A 14615-nucleotide genomic window follows, 5' to 3' on the forward strand; every position below is an offset into this window, starting at 1 on the left:
AACGACTCTACGCCGATGATAGTGCGGGTTCCCGTGTGAAAGTAGGTAATCGTCAGGCTCCCTAAGCCAAGAACCCCCGCCCGAAAGGCGGGGGTTTTTGCATTTCGGCGACGGAAATGCGCGTCGGCGCAGAAAGGTGCTCGATTCATCGCATCCATTCGACGACATCCCGACTCAAGATACGACGACCGTAAATTCGACCCCCGATTCAAAGTCCAGCGTCGTGGTCGAAAACCGCGGATCGTTGTCCAGGTATTGCTTGTAGGGTCGAACGGCATCCTCGGCTGTGTACATGTTGTCGGCAAGCACGACCGATCCCGGGCGCAGCAGGTGCTCGATCTGCTTGAACAGTCTCAGATAAGCGTCGGCCCAAACGTCGATGAATACCAGGTCGAAGGCCCCGTCCAATTCGGCAACGGTCTCGAATACGTCGCCCTCCCGCAAATCGACATAAGCGTCCAGGCCTGCCGTTTTGGCGTGCGTGCGCAGATGTGCGCACTTGGGCGCGTCGCGCTCGGTCGCGACGACCACGCCGCGGCCCAACATGCGCAGCGCCTCCGCGAAATACAGCGTGGACACGCCGCGGGAACTGCCGAGCTCGAGGATTCGGGCCGGCCGTTGCGAAAGCACCATGTTGCGCAGGAATCTTCCCGTTTCCGCCGACACGGCCAACGATAGCGGGCTGCCTTCCGAGGACTCGAAGTCTTCGCTGGACAACCCGAGCATTTCGAGAAATCGTCCCCGCAGCCGGGGAGCAAGCGCCTCGTATTCGTCGCCGAGCGTCAGGAACGCTTCGTTCGATCCCTGGAACTGCGCGCGTGCGCGCGCGATGATTTCGGCTCGGCTCTCCTCATGAAGCCTTTGCAGAAGAGCGATGGTGGGTGGAGTCATGTGCATTCCCTGGAGAGATTGATGAGGTCGACGACGCATCCAGCGACTGCTCCCTCCGCCGGGTTTCCCGCGCTGAGGTTCGGCCGCCGACCAACCGGCGATGCTACGTGCTTCGGGCGAGCGTGATGGCGCGTTCCGGACACGCCGTCACGCAAAGCCCGCATGACCGGCACGCATGCGCATTTGGCGTGTAGGCGACTTTCATTCCATGCACGCGCAACTTCAGGCGATGCATCATGCCGAGGCCGACGTAGTCGGCCTGATCGATGCGCCGGATCTCGAATACGTTTTCCGGGCAAACGGTGACGCAATCCCCCTTGCCTTCGCAACGTTTCAGGTCGACGACCGGCGCAATCACCCCCGGCTTCTGTTTGCAGCTGCCCGTGGATCGTTCGCGCATGTTCACTCTCCCGTGCGCGGGTTGCTGCCCGATCGCCACGCGGCCCGAAAACGCTCGCGCTCTTCCGGCGTCATCGATTCCCACTTGCGCCAGTGGCGTCGGCCGTGCCAGCCACGGTGTCCGCGGAATCCGCCGAACAGAATGCGGCTCAACACGAGCAGGCCCAGCGCATGGGCGAAGTCGATCGTCCGGGCGCCGACGAATAACGCCGGCATCACCCAGTTCCACAGCATCATGACGACCCATCCGAGCACGCCTATGGCGATCACCACGAGCAGTGCCTTGCCGGCACATCTGATTCGAAAATTCATCCGTCGACTCCGTTAGTTATCCAGTTCGTCATAAATGGGCTGCAGCCGAGCGCGCAGATGCAGGACCGCATAGCGTTTGCGCGCGAGCAGGGTATTGAGCGCGATACCGCTTTGCGCGGCCATCTCCTTGAAGGACTGCCCTTCCAGTTCATGCGCGATGAAAACCTCACGCTGATTGGCGGGCAACTCGTCGAGCGCATCCTGCAACGCCTTGAGCACCAGCGTGCGGGCGTAGAGCGCTTCGGGGCCGGCGTCGTGCGCCGGTAGCGCGAGGTCCAGCCGATACTCGCCGTCCGGTTCGTCTTCGGCTTCGAGCAGATCGGTCAGCGGCTGCTCCTTCTTCTTGCGAAAACGATCGATGATGCGGTTGCGCGCGGTACGGAACAGCCACGCGCTCGCCTGCTCGATCGGGGCAGGCAGTCGATACGCCTGCACGAATTCGTAAAACACATCCTGCAGGATGTCCTCGGCATCGTCCGGGTCGCGTATCCGGCGCCGGATGAAGCTCACTAGCCTCGATCGTTCACGCATCACCGTCGCCGTGATGTCGCGGTCTGGGTCGGTCATCATGTGCGAAGTGGGTGGCGATTCCATGCCTGTGAAGACGTTTCAGGCGCCCGGATATTGTGGCGCCGGTGAAAATCCGCTGCTGAACGCTTTCCCTCGACGCACCACGGACAGTCGGCACGATAGTCCGATCTCGCCGAATCGACTCCGTCTTTTCCGACTTCGCAGCCCTGCCAACCTCTCGTCTGAACTGGTCAGGCCAGTCAGGCCTTAAGTTCCCGCCACCGCTGTCGTTAAACAGGACGTTGCCGGCCTTCGGCAACCCCATTCAAATAACGCGGTAACGGAGATCGAAGTCATCATGCTGTCCTCGATTCGTGCTCGGATACTTGCGACCTGCGTCGCCATCGTGGTCACGGCGCTGGCCGTGACGGGCGGACTGGTCTATTACGTCGTCAAGAACCACAACGACGAGGCCATCGACCAGAACCACAAGTCGATCCTCGCCGGCCACGCGCTCGCGATCAACGAATGGGTGGCCAGCAGGGCGCGGGCGACCCAGGCACTCGCCGACACGATCGCGATCGGCGAAGGCGACCCGCTGCCGGCATTGAAACTGCTCGGCAAGTCGGGTGGCTTCGAGGTGCTGACGCTTGGCTTGCCGGACAAGACTGCGTTCTCGAACGTCCCGCTCGCGCCCGGCTACGATCCGACCGCACGGCCCTGGTACAAGCAAGCCGTCAGCGCGGGCCAACTGGTCGTGACGGCGCTCTACCGTGATGCGACGACCGGCAAGCCGGCCGTCGCGTTCGCGGTGCCCGTGGTGCGCGACGGTGCCGTGAAAGGCGTGCTGGCCGCCAGCCTGTTCATGGAGAGCGTGAGCGCGATCGTCACCTCCGTTCACCCGACACCGGCGAGTTTCGCGTTCCTGGTGGACAAGAGCGGGCGCGTGATCGCGTCGGCGAAGACCGACCTGATCATGAAACCTGCGACCGGCCTTTCGCCTGCGCTCGACTCCGATCACCTCGGCGCGCTGCAAACGGCGTCCGCGCCCGTCGCGGTCGACATCGACGGGGCCACCAAGCTGGTGCGCGCACAGCCGATCGCAGGCACCGACTGGTCGCTCGTCCTCGCGCTCGACAAGGCCGACGTGACGGCCGGCATGCGTGCGGTCGCGACCACGACGCTGGCTGCCATCCTGATCGTCGCGGTCATCGCGGCGGCGCTCGTCGGCGCGATGACGAATGCGGCTTTCAAGCGCATCCTGCTGGTTCGCGATGCGCTCATGGACGTCTCGAGCGGCAGCGGCGACCTGACGAAACGCCTGCCCGCCGACGGCGCGGACGAAGCCGCGCAGATCGCGCATGCGTTCAACCTGTTCGCCGAAAAGATCAGCACGATCCTGCTGCAGATTCGCGAATTCAGCGAATCCGTCAACCTCGCGAGCGCCGAGATCGCACAGGGCAACCAGGATCTGTCGAGCCGGACCGAACATGCGGCGTCGAGCTTGCAGGAGACGGCCGCCGCGCTCGAGGAAATCGCCGGCACGGCCCGCAACTCGGCCGATGCCGCCAGCCAGGTGAGCCGTCTGGCGGAATCCGCGTCGACTGTCGCGTTGCGCGGCGGCTCGGTCGTGAGCGAGGTCGTGTCGACGATGAACGACATCACGCAAGCGTCCGGCGAAATCGCCAACATCGTCGGCGTGATCGACGGCATTGCGTTCCAGACCAACATCCTCGCGTTGAACGCCGCCGTCGAGGCAGCACGTGCGAACGAGCACGGCCGCGGCTTTGCGGTCGTCGCGGGCGAGGTGCGTGCACTCGCACAGCGCAGCGCGCAAGCCGCCAAGGAGATCAAGCAGCTGATTCACTCGTCGGTCGAGAAGATCGAGGGCGGCTCCGGACTCGTCCAGACGGCCGGGGCGACGATGGACGAGATCGTCGAGGGCGTGCGCGGCATCACGGGTGTGATCGCCGAAATGACCGTGGCGGCGAAGGAGCAGAGCACGGGGCTCGAGCAGGTGAATCAGGCCGTGTCGCATCTCGACGACGCGACGCAGCAGAATGCGGCGCTCGTCGAGCAGTCGGCGGCCGCGGCGACGTTGTTGCGCGAGCAGGCTGCCAGGCTCGCGCAGACGGTCGGCGAGTTCAAGCTCGCGGACAATCGTGCGTCGGCGTTGCAGCCCGCTTGACGACGCGCGTATCGGCTACCCGACATTCGCGGCATGGACGGGTGCGGCACCTTCACCTGTGCGCGAATGTCCGGACAGCCTGAACCGGGCGCAGCCTACATGACCTGCGAAGCGTGCCCGGCGACGATGCGCCAGCCCGTGCCCGAGCGGCGCCAGAGGCGCGTATAGGCAAACGTGCCGTCGAACGCGATGCCGTCGAAATGGCCGGCGAGTGTCGCTTTCGTCGTGGTCAGGATCATCGCGTCGATCGCGCAGGCGCGCATTTCGTGGACGTCGAGTTTCTCCAGGCGCAGCAGCTTCGCACGATGCGCGGACAGGTCGTCTTCCTTGGAAATGATCTGGCCGGTCGGGACGGTGAACACCAGATCGTCGTCCAGCAGCGTATCGAGCGCGTCGACGTCGTTGACCAGCATCGCCGCACGCAGCGCGGTTTCAAACGGTTCGATGACAGTACGGATTGCATCCATGTCGGATCCTCGCTTCATCCCCGAAGGGTTGCACACGCAGCGGCGGCAGATAAAACCTACCGCGCATTCGACAGCGATTGACGCCGGACCAGCATCACCACGCAGATGCCGATCGACGCGATGACGTTGACGACCGGATAGAACGCGACCGCGCCACGCCACGTGTTCAGTGCCAGCAACGCCAGCGCGTACTTGAGCACGCACAGCGCGAAATAGGCGAGGCTTTCGCTCCACGGATCGCGGATCGTCTTGCGCACGGTCGGGCCGAGGCCGGCAAGCTCGATCAGCGTGACCAGGCAGATCGAGATCGTCGGGTCGTCGGTCAGCATCCACAACGGCACGGCCGACAGCGCCGCGCCCAGAAAAACCCAGTCGAGGCCGGTCCAGCCGCGATCGCCGCGAAAGATGCTCGCCACCAGCGTCAGAAGGCACGTGACGGCAATCGCCGCCGTGCACCATGCGGACGGCCCCGCGCCTGCAGCGAACTGGCCGGCCGCCGCGATCGCGGTGACGACCGACCAGACGAGCCACGTGAACGGATGCGGGCGAACGGTGCGCCGGTAGATCGCGAGCGCGTACGGAACCGCCGCCAGCAGGGACACGGCCGTGCCGATCACGCCAAAGACCGAAGCGGCACCCTGATCGATACTCCCCATCGACGCAACCTCGTGCGGACTGGCCGACCAGTATGTGGTCGGACGGCGCGGGGCGCAACGTCGTGCCGACGCAATGTTGCGTCGCGTTTTCACGCAGGCTCGCACCGGAATGCCGAAGCAATCACCTCCAAAACGAACGGCGCCGCGATCGTGACGCGGCAGGAAAACCCCGCTGCACGACGATCGAATGGATAGAAATAACCTCGTCAGTGAGAAGAAAAACTGTTCTTTCAAATCTCCTTTTGATCACCGACAGTTGGCCGACCGGACGACTGCCGCGATGCACGGTGGTCATGGGCCGAGGTCGTGGCCGCCAACGTCCGTCGTCGGGTAGAAGCCGGGCGGAGCACCCCACACAAGCGCCGGGTCGTCACAACGGAGCCTTGAATGAACCCAACTTCAACAGAAAGCCGTCAGCACGCGGACTGGAGACGTCTCGCGGCGCAGGTCGTCCCGAGAACGCTCGCGCATATCGGCGGGCGCGGCGTGCCGGCCCGCAGCGGGCGGACGTTCGCCGCGATCAATCCGGCGACCGAGGCCGTCATCGCGGAAGTCGCGTCGTGCGACGCGCCGGACGTCGACGATGCGGTGCGCGCCGCGCGCCACGCGTTCGAATCCGGCGTCTGGTCGCGCTGCGCGCCGGCCGAGCGCAAGCGCGTGCTGTGCCGGCTCGGCGAGCTCATCGCCGCGCATGGCGAAGAGCTCGCGCTGCTCGATTCGCTCAACATGGGCAAGCGCGTCGCGGACGCGTTCGGCATCGACGTGCCGGCCGCGGGCGGCCTGTTCGGTTGGTATGGCGAAGCCGTCGACAAGCTGCACGGCGAAGTCGCGTCGGCCGATCCCGGTAACCTCGCGGTCGTCACGCGCGAACCGCTGGGCGTGGTCGGCGTGGTCGTGCCGTGGAATTTTCCGCTCGACATGGTCGCGTGGAAGGTGGCGCCGGCGCTTGCCGCCGGCAACAGCGTCGTGCTGAAGCCGGCGGAACAGTCGCCGCTGTCCGCGCTGCGTGTCGCGGAGCTGGCGCTCGAGGCCGGCCTGCCGCCCGGCGTGCTGAACGTCGTGCCGGGTGACGGCGAGACCGCGGGGCGCGCGCTCGGACTGCATCCCGACGTCGACGTACTCGCGTTCACGGGATCGACGGCCGTCGGCAAGAAATTCCTCGAGTACGCCGCGCAGTCGAACATGAAGCAGGTGTGGCTCGAATGCGGCGGCAAGAGCCCGAACCTCGTCTTCGACGATGCGGACGATCTCGATCTCGCCGCACGCAAGGCGTGCTTCGGCATCTTCTTCAACCAGGGCGAAGTGTGTTCCGCGAACTCGCGGCTGCTGGTCCAGCGCTCGATCCACGATGCGTTCGTCGACCGGCTGATTGCGCATGCCGCTGCATTCATGCCGGGCGATCCGCTCGATCCGTCGAGCGGGATGGGCGCGATCGTCGACGAGCAGCAGCATCGGCGCGTGCGTGAATGGATCGCGCGCGGCCGCGACAGCGCGACGCTCGCGATCGGCGGCGGCGCACCGCGTGTCGACGGCAAGGGCTACTTCATCGAACCGACGATCTTCATCGACGTGCAGCCGGACGACGCGATCGCGCGCGAGGAAATCTTCGGACCGGTGCTGTCGGTGATGGCGTTCGACACCGAGGACGAGGCCGTGCGGCTCGCGAACGATTCGATCTATGGGCTCGCCGCGTCGGTGTGGACCGGCAGCCTGTCGCGCGCGCATCGCGTATCGGGCCGGCTGCGGGCCGGCACGGTGTCCGTCAACACGGTCGATGCGCTGAGCGCGCAGACGCCGTTCGGCGGGTTCCGCCAGTCGGGCTTCGGCCGCGATCTGTCGCTGCACGCGATCGACAAGTACACGGGCCTGAAGACGACCTGGATCAGCTACTGATTCGGCCCGGCGGGCCGCCAATGGCCGCGCCGGGCGGCACGACCGCGCTTTTATCCCTACAACGCACCGGAGACTTGCCCATGAATGCCCCCCACTTTCCGCATCGTACGACCCAGGACTATCAACGCAGCGACGCCGCGCATCACCTGCATGCATTCGTCGACCAGAAGGCGCTGAACGAGGAGGGCGCGCGCGTGATGGTGCGCGGCGAAGGTGTATATCTATGGGACAACGACGGCAACCGCTATCTGGACGGCATGTCCGGGCTGTGGTGTACCAACGTCGGCTATGGCCGCCCGGAGTTGGTCGACGCCGCCGCGCGGCAGATGAAGGCGCTGTCGTACTACAACATGTTCTTTCATACGACGCACCCGTCGGTGATCGAACTGTCGGAGCGGCTGTTCGCGCTGCTCGGCAATCGCTTCAGCCATGTGGTGTATACCAATTCGGGTTCCGAATCGAATGAGGTACTGATCCGCACGGTACGGCGCTTCTGGGACGTGATGGGCCAGCCGGCGAAGAAGGTGCTGATCGGCCGCGTGAACGGCTATCACGGGTCGACGGTCGGCAGCGCGTCGCTGGGCGGCATGGCGTTCATGCATGAAATGGGCGACCTGCCGATTCCGAACGTCACGCACGTCGACGAACCGTACTGGTACGCGAACGGCGGCGACCTGAGCCCCGAGGCATTCGGCAGGCAGGCGGCGCTGTCGCTCGAGCGCAAGATCCTCGAGATCGGTGCGGACCGCGTCGCCGCCTTCGTCGCGGAGCCGTTCCAGGGGGCGGGCGGGATGATTTTCCCGCCGGACGGCTACTGGCAGGAGATCGAACGCATCTGCCGCCAGTATGACGTGCTGCTTTGCGCGGATGAAGTGATCGGCGGCTTCGGCCGTACCGGCGAGTGGTTCGCGCATCGTCACTTCGGCTTCGAACCCGACCTGATCTGCATGGCCAAGGGGTTGACGTCGGGTTATGTGCCGATGGGCGGCCTGATCATGAGCCGGCGCGTCGGCGATGCGCTGGTCGACAAGGGTGGCGTCTATGCGCACGGGCTGACGTATTCGGGGCACCCGGTCGCGGCCGCCGTCGCGCTGGCGAACCTCGACGTGCTCGAGCGCGAGGGCCTCGTCGAGCGGACGAGGACGGATACGGGCCCGTACCTGCAGAAGGCGCTGCGCGACGCATTCGACGGTCATCCGCTCGTCGGCGAGATTCAGGGTGTGGGCGCGGTCGGTGCGATCCAGTTCGCGAAGGACAAGGCGACGCGCGAGCGCTTCGAGAACGAGGCCGACCTGACCTGGCACAGCCGGACGGTCGGTTTCGAACTCGGTGCGATCGTGCGATCGACCAACGGCCGCCTGATCGTTGCGCCGCCACTGGTGATCGATCATGCGCAGATCGACGAACTGGTCGGCACGATGCGCAAGGCGGTCGATGCGACAGCACGCGAAGTGCTCGGGATCGACTGCTGACCGGTCGAGCGGCGCGCTTTCGTCCGGCGACTGACTGCTCCGCGGCGCCGGTGCCAGCGTGAGGTGACAACCCGAATGTTCGAAGCGCACCGCGTGCGCTTCGCGCGTCAAGGCTCCGCTTTTGCCGCATGCACGTCGCGGCGAAACGCGCCGGGGCTCGTGCCCGTCCACTTGCGGAACGCGCGATGGAACGCGCTCGGCTCGGTGAAGCCGAGCTCGGCCGCGATCTCCGCGACGCTGAGCGCGTGAGCGCGCAGCAGCGACTGGGCCAGCGCGCCGCGCAGCTCGTCCTTGATCGCCGCGAAGCTCTGCCCTTCGCTGCGCAGGCGCCGTCGCAGCGTCGCCGGCGTCGTGCCGAGGCGCACGGCCAGCGCGTCGAAGTCGGGCCACTCGGCGGCCGGCAGCGCTTTCAGGTGCGCGCGCGTTTTCGCGACCCAGCCGGTGTCGTGCCGGTAGCGAACCAGCAGGTTGCCGGGCGCGCCGCGCAGGAAGGTTTTCAGTGCCTGCTCGGAACGGATCGTCGGCAGCGCGAGATACGCGGCGTTGAACGCGAGCCGGCTGTCGGGCCGGTCGAAATGCACGGGGACGCCGAAGAACTGGTGATAGTCGCTGCGCTGGTCGGGGCTTGGGCACGCGAAATCGATCCGTTGCAGCGGAATGCGCCGGCCGGTCAGCCAGCACGCGACGCCGAGCAGGATCAGCCAGAACGTGCGGTAGGCGAACGCCGGATAGGGTGCGCCCGTCTGCGTCAGCACGATTTGCGCCTGCCCGCCGGCCACGACGAGTTCGCCGTGCGGTTCGTCGAGCACCACGCGAAGGAACTGCAGCGCGCGGCGCAGCGCCTGCTCGAGCGTGCCGGCGTGCAGCACCGCGTGGCACAGCAGCGTGAAGCTGCCTCGTCGCATCGGGCGCGCGGCGAGGCCGAAGAATTCGTCGTCGAGCGTGCCGGCGATCGCCAGCCACAGCCGGCCGTACTGTTGCGGCGTGACGGGCTCGCGCACGGCGGCCGGGAGGCCGGCGGCGTGCAATACCGGTTCCGTCGGCAGGCCTTGCCGGCGCAGGCACGCGAGCGCGTCGTCGACGAAATCCGGCGAAATCATCTGCGGCCCCATTTTTTTGCGTCCTCCCGACATGGCAAAAGCGATCACGATTCTAGATTCTGTTTGTCATTGAATGCAATGTGCGGGCTGTCTACTATCGATGTATGCCCCATCGCGCTCCTGGCTCGACGGCGGCCATAACGTACAGGAGACACGCATGCCTGATGGAGCGACCGCCCGGGCGGTGCCGGCCTACGCCGACGCCGTGGCCCGGTTCAGAATCGAGACCGCCGCCGCGCAGCTGCACGGCGATCTGGAGCGCGGCATGAACGCGTGCGTCGAGTGCTGCGACCGGCACGCGACGGCGGACGCGGTCGCACTCGACTGGATCGACATCGGCGGGCGGCACCACCGCTTCACGTTCGCGCAGATGCAGGCGTGGTCGGCGCGGGTCGCGAACCTGCTCGTCGCGCAGGGCGTGAAGCCGGGCGACGTGGTGGCCGGCCTGCTGCCGCGCACGCCCGAGCTCGTCGCGACGATCCTCGGCGCGTGGCGCGCGGGGGCCGTCTATCAGCCGCTGTTCACCGCATTCGGCCCGAAGGCGATCGAACACCGGCTGCGCATGAGCGATGCACGCGTCGTCGTGACCAACGTCGCGAATCGCGCGAAGCTCGACGAGATCGACGATTGCCCGCCGGTCGCGACGGTGCGCGAACCGGGCGACACGCTGCCCGAGCGCGACATCGATTTCCGCGCGGCGCTCGATGCGCAGCCCGATACGTTCGAACCCGTGCCGCGCAAGGGCACGGACCTGTTCATGATGATGTCGACGTCGGGGACGACGGGCTTGCCGAAGGGCGTGCCGGTGCCGCTGTACGCGTTGCTCGCGTTCGGCGCCTACATGCGCGAAGCGGTTGATCTGCGCGCAGGCGACCGGTTCTGGAACATCGCCGATCCGGGCTGGGCGTACGGCCTCTATTACGCGATCACGGGCCCGCTCGTGCTCGGCCATGCGACGACGCTCTACGAAGGCAGCTTCACGGTCGAGAGCACGTACGACGTGATCGAACGGCTCGGCATCACGAGCCTGGCCGGCTCGCCGACCGCGTACCGGATGCTGATGGCCGCCGGGCCGGAAGCGGCGGCGCGCGTGAAAGGCAAGCTGCGCGTGGTCAGCAGCGCGGGCGAGCCGCTGAATCCGGAGGTCGTGCGCTGGTTCGACGCGGCGCTCGGCGCGCCGATTTACGATCACTACGGCCAGACCGAGCTCGGGATGGTCGTGAACAACCATCACGGTCTCGCGCACGTGGTGCATGTCGGTTCCGCCGGCCTGGCGATGCCGGGCTACCGTGTCGCGGTACTCGACGAAGCGGGCCGCGAGCTTGGCCCCGGCGAACCGGGCAACCTCGCGATCGACATCGCGCGCTCGCCGCTGCTGTGGTTCCGCGGCTATTGGCGGCAGGACACGCCGGCGATCGCGGGCGGCTATTACCGGACCGGCGACAACGTCGAGCTGGAGCCGGACGGCACCGTGAGCTTCATCGGCCGCGCGGACGACGTGATCACGTCGTCCGGCTACCGGATTGGCCCGTTCGACGTGGAAAGCGCGCTGATCGAGCATAAGGCCGTCAGCGAAGCCGCGGTGATCGGCGTGCCCGATCCGGAGCGTACGGAGATCGTGAAGGCGTTCGTCGTGCTGTCGAAGGGCTTCGACGGCACGCCGGAACTGGCCGAGGAATTGAGCCTGCACGTGAAGCGGCGGCTGTCCGCTCACGCGTATCCGCGCGCGATCGACTTCGTCGGCGCGCTGCCGAAAACCCCGAGCGGCAAGATCCAGCGCTTCGTGCTGCGCAAGATGGAAGCCGAGAAGGCCGCTCAACCCTGAATACGGACTGCGAATGAATATCAAGGATCGCGTTTTTCTGATTACGGGCGCCGGCTCGGGCCTGGGCGCCGCGGTGGCGCGCATGGTCGTCGGGGCCGGCGGCAAGGCCGTGCTGCTGGACGTCAATGACGATGCCGGGACGAACCTCGCGCACGAACTCGGGGCGGCCGCCCGCTTCGTGAAGACCGACGTGACGAACGAAGCCGACGGCCAGGCGGCCGTCGCCGCCGCGCGCGACGCGTTCGGCCGCATCGACGCGCTGGTCAACTGCGCGGGCGTCGCGCCGGGCGAGAAGGTCGTCGGCCGCGACGGTCCGCACTCGCTCGACCGTTTCGTCCGTGCGGTGTCGATCAATCTGGTCGGCACGTTCAACATGATCCGGCTGGCCGCCGAAGCGATGTCGAAGCAGGACGCCGATGCGGAAGGCGAGCGTGGCGTGATCGTCAACACCGCATCGGTCGCGGCGTTCGACGGGCAGATCGGGCAGGCGGCGTATGCTGCATCGAAAAGCGGCGTGGTGGGCATGACGCTGCCGATCGCGCGTGAACTCGCGCGCTTCGGCATTCGCGTCGTGACGGTCGCGCCGGGCATCTTCGCGACGCCGATGATGGCCGGCATGCCGCAGGACGTGCAGGACGCGCTCGGCAAGAGCGTGCCGTTCCCGCCGCGGCTCGGCCGCCCGGAAGAATTTGCGGCGCTGGTGCGCCACATCGCCGAGAACACGATGCTGAACGGCGAAGTCATCCGTCTCGATGGCGCGTTGCGCATGGCACCGCGCTGACACTGGAGGAAGCGAATCATGACGACTCAGGATCCGATCGTAATCGTTGGCACGGCGCGTACGCCGATGGGTGGTTTTCAGGGCGACCTGGCGGGGGCCAGTGCGAGCGACCTCGGCGCGGTCGCGATTCGCGCGGCGCTCGAGCGCGCGAACGTGCCGGCCGAACGCATCGACGAAATCGTGTTCGGCTGCGTGCTGCCGGCCGGCCAGGGCCAGGCGCCGGCACGACAGGCCGCGCTGAAGGCCGGGCTACCGCTCGGCGCAGGCGCGACCACGGTCAACAAGATGTGCGGTTCGGGGATGAAGGCCGCGATGTTCGCGCATGATCTGCTGCTGGCCGGTTCGGCGGCGGTGGCCGTCGCGGGCGGGATGGAGAGCATGACGAATGCGCCGTACCTGCTGCCGAAGGCGCGCGCCGGGATGCGCATGGGCCACGGTCAGGTGCTCGATCACATGTTCCTCGACGGGCTCGAGGACGCGTACGAGAAGGGCCGCCTGATGGGCACGTTCGCCGAGGATTGCGCGCAGGCGTACCAGTTCACGCGGGAGGCGCAGGATGCGTTCGCGATCGCGTCGCTCACGCGTGCGCAGCGCGCGATCGCGGAGGGGCGTTTCGTATCGGAGATCGCACCGGTGACCGTGAAGGCCGGCAAGACGGAAAGCGTCGTGTCGATCGACGAGCAGCCGGGCAAGGCAAAGCTCGACAAGATCCCGACGCTGAAGCCCGCATTCCGCGAAGGCGGCACGGTGACGGCCGCGAACGCGTCGTCGATCTCGGACGGTGCGGCCGCGCTCGTGATGATGCGCCGCTCGGAAGCCGAACGTCTCGGCCTCACGCCGAAGGCCGTGATCGTCGGGCATTCGACGTTTGCGGACAAGCCCGGCCTGTTCGCGACCGCGCCGATCGGCGCGCTGCGCAGGCTGTCGGAGAAAACCGGCTGGAACCTGCGCGACGTCGACCTGTTCGAGATCAACGAAGCGTTCGCGGTGGTGCCGATGGCCGCGATGCGCGACCTCGACCTGCCGCACGAGAAGGTCAACGTGCATGGCGGCGCGTGCGCGCTCGGGCATCCGATCGGCGCATCGGGTGCGCGCGTGATGGTGACGCTGCTGGCCGCGCTCGACACGTATGGGCTCAAGCGCGGCGTCGCATCGCTGTGCATCGGCGGGGGCGAGGCGACGGCGATCGCGATCGAACGGGTCGCGTAACGCATCGCGGAATACGCACGCTGCAACGCGGGCGACGGGTCTGGCGCGGGGTGAACCTGCGCCAGACCCGTCGCCCGATTTTCATTCGGGAGAACTTGCCTTCGGCGACACCGCGCCGCACGCACGAATCACGAGCTGCACGACCTGCTCGGTCTTCTCGTCGAACGCCTTCTGCGTGAACGCGCGCTTGCCGCTCAGCGCGCGGATCTGCGCGTCGAAATCCGCGTAGTGCTGGGTGGTCGCCCAGATCAGGTACATCAGCGCGTGCGGGTCGATCGGCGCGAGCAACCCGCGCGCGATCCAGCCGTCGATCACGTTCACGCGGGTGTCGAACCACGGCTTCACGCGTTCCGACAGGATGTCCTGCATGTGCTCCGCGCCCTGGATGATCTCGTTGGCCCACACCTTCGAGCCGAGCGGGCGCCGCCGCGACAGCGCCATCTTCGCGCGCACGTAGCCGCCGATCGCCTCCACCGGATCGTCGCTGGCCTCGAACGAACCGGCCGCGCGATGCCATTCCTCGAACAGGTCGTCGAGCACGCGGCGGTACAGCGCGAGCTTCGTCGGGAAGTAGTAATGCAGGTTCGCTTTCGGCAAGCCGGCGCGTTCCGCGATCGTCGCGGTGCTCGCGCCGTCGAACCCGCGTTCGGCGAACACGGCCTCCGCACAGGCGAGCAGATGCGCTTCGTTGGATTCGCGGATGTGTGCCTTGCGTCGCCGCAAAGGCGCGGACGTCTCGTCGCTGTCGGTGGCTTCGGCTGCGGCCTCGTCATGTCTCATCGTTACCCTCGCGCGGCGGGCGTGCCGCGTTGGGCTTCATTCTAGCCGCTGATCCGCGTCGAACGCACGCATGCGGACAGCGCGTCCGCCGCGATGCTGCGTTGCGATGGCACGTTTCTCGCTCTGTCCATT

The 14615-nt window shown here is 66.7% G+C and carries 14 protein-coding genes; 6 read left to right on the forward strand and 8 right to left on the reverse strand.

Annotated features, from left to right (window positions below):
* Positions 1 to 174: 174 nt before the first annotated feature.
* The 4 genes from AC0KUR_RS26505 to AC0KUR_RS26520 all read right to left on the reverse strand — a co-directional run bounded on the left by AC0KUR_RS26505 (position 175) and on the right by AC0KUR_RS26520 (position 2196).
* Positions 175 to 891 carry an O-methyltransferase gene (locus AC0KUR_RS26505; RefSeq protein WP_473376599.1) on the reverse strand — a complete coding sequence of 239 codons (717 nt, stop codon included), beginning with the start codon at positions 889 to 891 and terminating at the stop codon, positions 175 to 177.
* A 103-nt stretch (positions 892 to 994) separates the two neighbouring features.
* Positions 995 to 1291 carry a 4Fe-4S dicluster domain-containing protein gene (locus AC0KUR_RS26510; protein WP_124609256.1) on the reverse strand — a complete coding sequence of 99 codons (297 nt, stop codon included), beginning with the start codon at positions 1289 to 1291 and terminating at the stop codon, positions 995 to 997.
* 2 nt (positions 1292 to 1293) lie between these two features.
* On the reverse strand, positions 1294 to 1602 hold the full coding sequence (locus AC0KUR_RS26515; protein WP_034190681.1) for a hypothetical protein: 309 nt from the start codon (positions 1600 to 1602) through the stop codon (positions 1294 to 1296).
* Between the two features lie 12 nt (positions 1603 to 1614).
* Positions 1615 to 2196, reverse strand: a complete 582-nt coding sequence (locus tag AC0KUR_RS26520) for an RNA polymerase sigma factor (protein WP_175902134.1) — start codon at positions 2194 to 2196, stop codon at positions 1615 to 1617.
* Between the two features lie 274 nt (positions 2197 to 2470).
* Here AC0KUR_RS26520 and AC0KUR_RS26525 point away from each other — a divergent pair, with 274 nt between their 5' ends.
* The gene (locus AC0KUR_RS26525; RefSeq protein WP_059557998.1) at positions 2471 to 4300 is read left to right on the forward strand and encodes a methyl-accepting chemotaxis protein; all 1830 of its coding nucleotides are present in this window, start codon (positions 2471 to 2473) and stop codon (positions 4298 to 4300) included.
* Between the two features lie 95 nt (positions 4301 to 4395).
* On the opposite strand, the gene AC0KUR_RS26530 is transcribed toward AC0KUR_RS26525, so the two are convergent.
* Both AC0KUR_RS26530 and AC0KUR_RS26535 read right to left on the reverse strand, forming a co-directional pair.
* On the reverse strand, positions 4396 to 4767 hold the full coding sequence (locus tag AC0KUR_RS26530; RefSeq protein WP_226230123.1) for a nuclear transport factor 2 family protein: 372 nt from the start codon (positions 4765 to 4767) through the stop codon (positions 4396 to 4398).
* A 56-nt stretch (positions 4768 to 4823) separates the two neighbouring features.
* On the reverse strand, positions 4824 to 5423 hold the full coding sequence (locus AC0KUR_RS26535; protein ID WP_473376600.1) for a hypothetical protein: 600 nt from the start codon (positions 5421 to 5423) through the stop codon (positions 4824 to 4826).
* A gap of 387 nt (positions 5424 to 5810) precedes the next feature.
* Between AC0KUR_RS26535 and AC0KUR_RS26540 the strand changes: the two genes are divergently transcribed.
* A complete protein-coding gene (locus AC0KUR_RS26540; RefSeq protein ID WP_473376601.1) occupies positions 5811 to 7316 on the forward strand; it encodes an aldehyde dehydrogenase in 1506 nt (501 codons plus the stop codon).
* An 80-nt stretch (positions 7317 to 7396) separates the two neighbouring features.
* Positions 7397 to 8788 carry an aspartate aminotransferase family protein gene (locus AC0KUR_RS26545; RefSeq protein ID WP_034190676.1) on the forward strand — a complete coding sequence of 464 codons (1392 nt, stop codon included), beginning with the start codon at positions 7397 to 7399 and terminating at the stop codon, positions 8786 to 8788.
* Between the two features lie 107 nt (positions 8789 to 8895).
* On the opposite strand, the gene AC0KUR_RS26550 is transcribed toward AC0KUR_RS26545, so the two are convergent.
* Entirely contained in the window at positions 8896 to 9900 is a 1005-nt protein-coding gene (locus AC0KUR_RS26550; protein ID WP_049029564.1) for an AraC family transcriptional regulator, read from the reverse strand.
* Between the two features lie 145 nt (positions 9901 to 10045).
* On the opposite strand from AC0KUR_RS26550, the gene AC0KUR_RS26555 reads away from it, so the two are divergent.
* From AC0KUR_RS26555 to AC0KUR_RS26565, 3 genes are read left to right on the forward strand one after another with little or no spacing between them, the layout of a single operon-like run.
* Entirely contained in the window at positions 10046 to 11713 is a 1668-nt protein-coding gene (locus AC0KUR_RS26555; RefSeq protein ID WP_473376602.1) for an acyl-CoA synthetase, read from the forward strand.
* Positions 11714 to 11726: 13 nt separating this feature from the next.
* A complete protein-coding gene (locus tag AC0KUR_RS26560; protein ID WP_034190674.1) occupies positions 11727 to 12494 on the forward strand; it encodes a 3-hydroxyacyl-CoA dehydrogenase in 768 nt (255 codons plus the stop codon).
* A gap of 18 nt (positions 12495 to 12512) precedes the next feature.
* The gene (locus AC0KUR_RS26565; protein ID WP_034190673.1) at positions 12513 to 13703 is read left to right on the forward strand and encodes an acetyl-CoA C-acetyltransferase; all 1191 of its coding nucleotides are present in this window, start codon (positions 12513 to 12515) and stop codon (positions 13701 to 13703) included.
* 81 nt (positions 13704 to 13784) lie between these two features.
* On the opposite strand, the gene AC0KUR_RS26570 is transcribed toward AC0KUR_RS26565, so the two are convergent.
* Positions 13785 to 14483: a TetR/AcrR family transcriptional regulator gene (locus AC0KUR_RS26570; protein WP_034190672.1), complete on the reverse strand. Its 699-nt coding sequence runs from the start codon at positions 14481 to 14483 to the stop codon at positions 13785 to 13787.
* Positions 14484 to 14615: the final 132 nt, after the last annotated feature.

The sequence above is a fragment of the Burkholderia sp. YHN3-13 genome, assembly GCF_055810675.1.

What these genes read in the sequence shown, in the direction of transcription:
- AC0KUR_RS26505 (WP_473376599.1), bottom strand. Translation starts at nt 891, where the DNA reads ATGACTCCACCCACCATCGCTCTTCTGCAAAGGCTTCATGAGGAGAGC.
- AC0KUR_RS26510 (WP_124609256.1), bottom strand. Translation starts at nt 1,291, where the DNA reads ATGCGCGAACGATCCACGGGCAGCTGCAAACAGAAGCCGGGGGTGATT.
- AC0KUR_RS26515 (WP_034190681.1), bottom strand. Translation starts at nt 1,602, where the DNA reads ATGAATTTTCGAATCAGATGTGCCGGCAAGGCACTGCTCGTGGTGATC.
- AC0KUR_RS26520 (WP_175902134.1), bottom strand. Translation starts at nt 2,196, where the DNA reads ATGGAATCGCCACCCACTTCGCACATGATGACCGACCCAGACCGCGAC.
- AC0KUR_RS26525 (WP_059557998.1), top strand. Translation starts at nt 2,471, where the DNA reads ATGCTGTCCTCGATTCGTGCTCGGATACTTGCGACCTGCGTCGCCATC.
- AC0KUR_RS26530 (WP_226230123.1), bottom strand. Translation starts at nt 4,767, where the DNA reads ATGGATGCAATCCGTACTGTCATCGAACCGTTTGAAACCGCGCTGCGT.
- AC0KUR_RS26535 (WP_473376600.1), bottom strand. Translation starts at nt 5,423, where the DNA reads ATGGGGAGTATCGATCAGGGTGCCGCTTCGGTCTTTGGCGTGATCGGC.
- AC0KUR_RS26540 (WP_473376601.1), top strand. Translation starts at nt 5,811, where the DNA reads ATGAACCCAACTTCAACAGAAAGCCGTCAGCACGCGGACTGGAGACGT.
- AC0KUR_RS26545 (WP_034190676.1), top strand. Translation starts at nt 7,397, where the DNA reads ATGAATGCCCCCCACTTTCCGCATCGTACGACCCAGGACTATCAACGC.
- AC0KUR_RS26550 (WP_049029564.1), bottom strand. Translation starts at nt 9,900, where the DNA reads ATGGGGCCGCAGATGATTTCGCCGGATTTCGTCGACGACGCGCTCGCG.
- AC0KUR_RS26555 (WP_473376602.1), top strand. Translation starts at nt 10,046, where the DNA reads ATGCCTGATGGAGCGACCGCCCGGGCGGTGCCGGCCTACGCCGACGCC.
- AC0KUR_RS26560 (WP_034190674.1), top strand. Translation starts at nt 11,727, where the DNA reads ATGAATATCAAGGATCGCGTTTTTCTGATTACGGGCGCCGGCTCGGGC.
- AC0KUR_RS26565 (WP_034190673.1), top strand. Translation starts at nt 12,513, where the DNA reads ATGACGACTCAGGATCCGATCGTAATCGTTGGCACGGCGCGTACGCCG.
- AC0KUR_RS26570 (WP_034190672.1), bottom strand. Translation starts at nt 14,483, where the DNA reads ATGAGACATGACGAGGCCGCAGCCGAAGCCACCGACAGCGACGAGACG.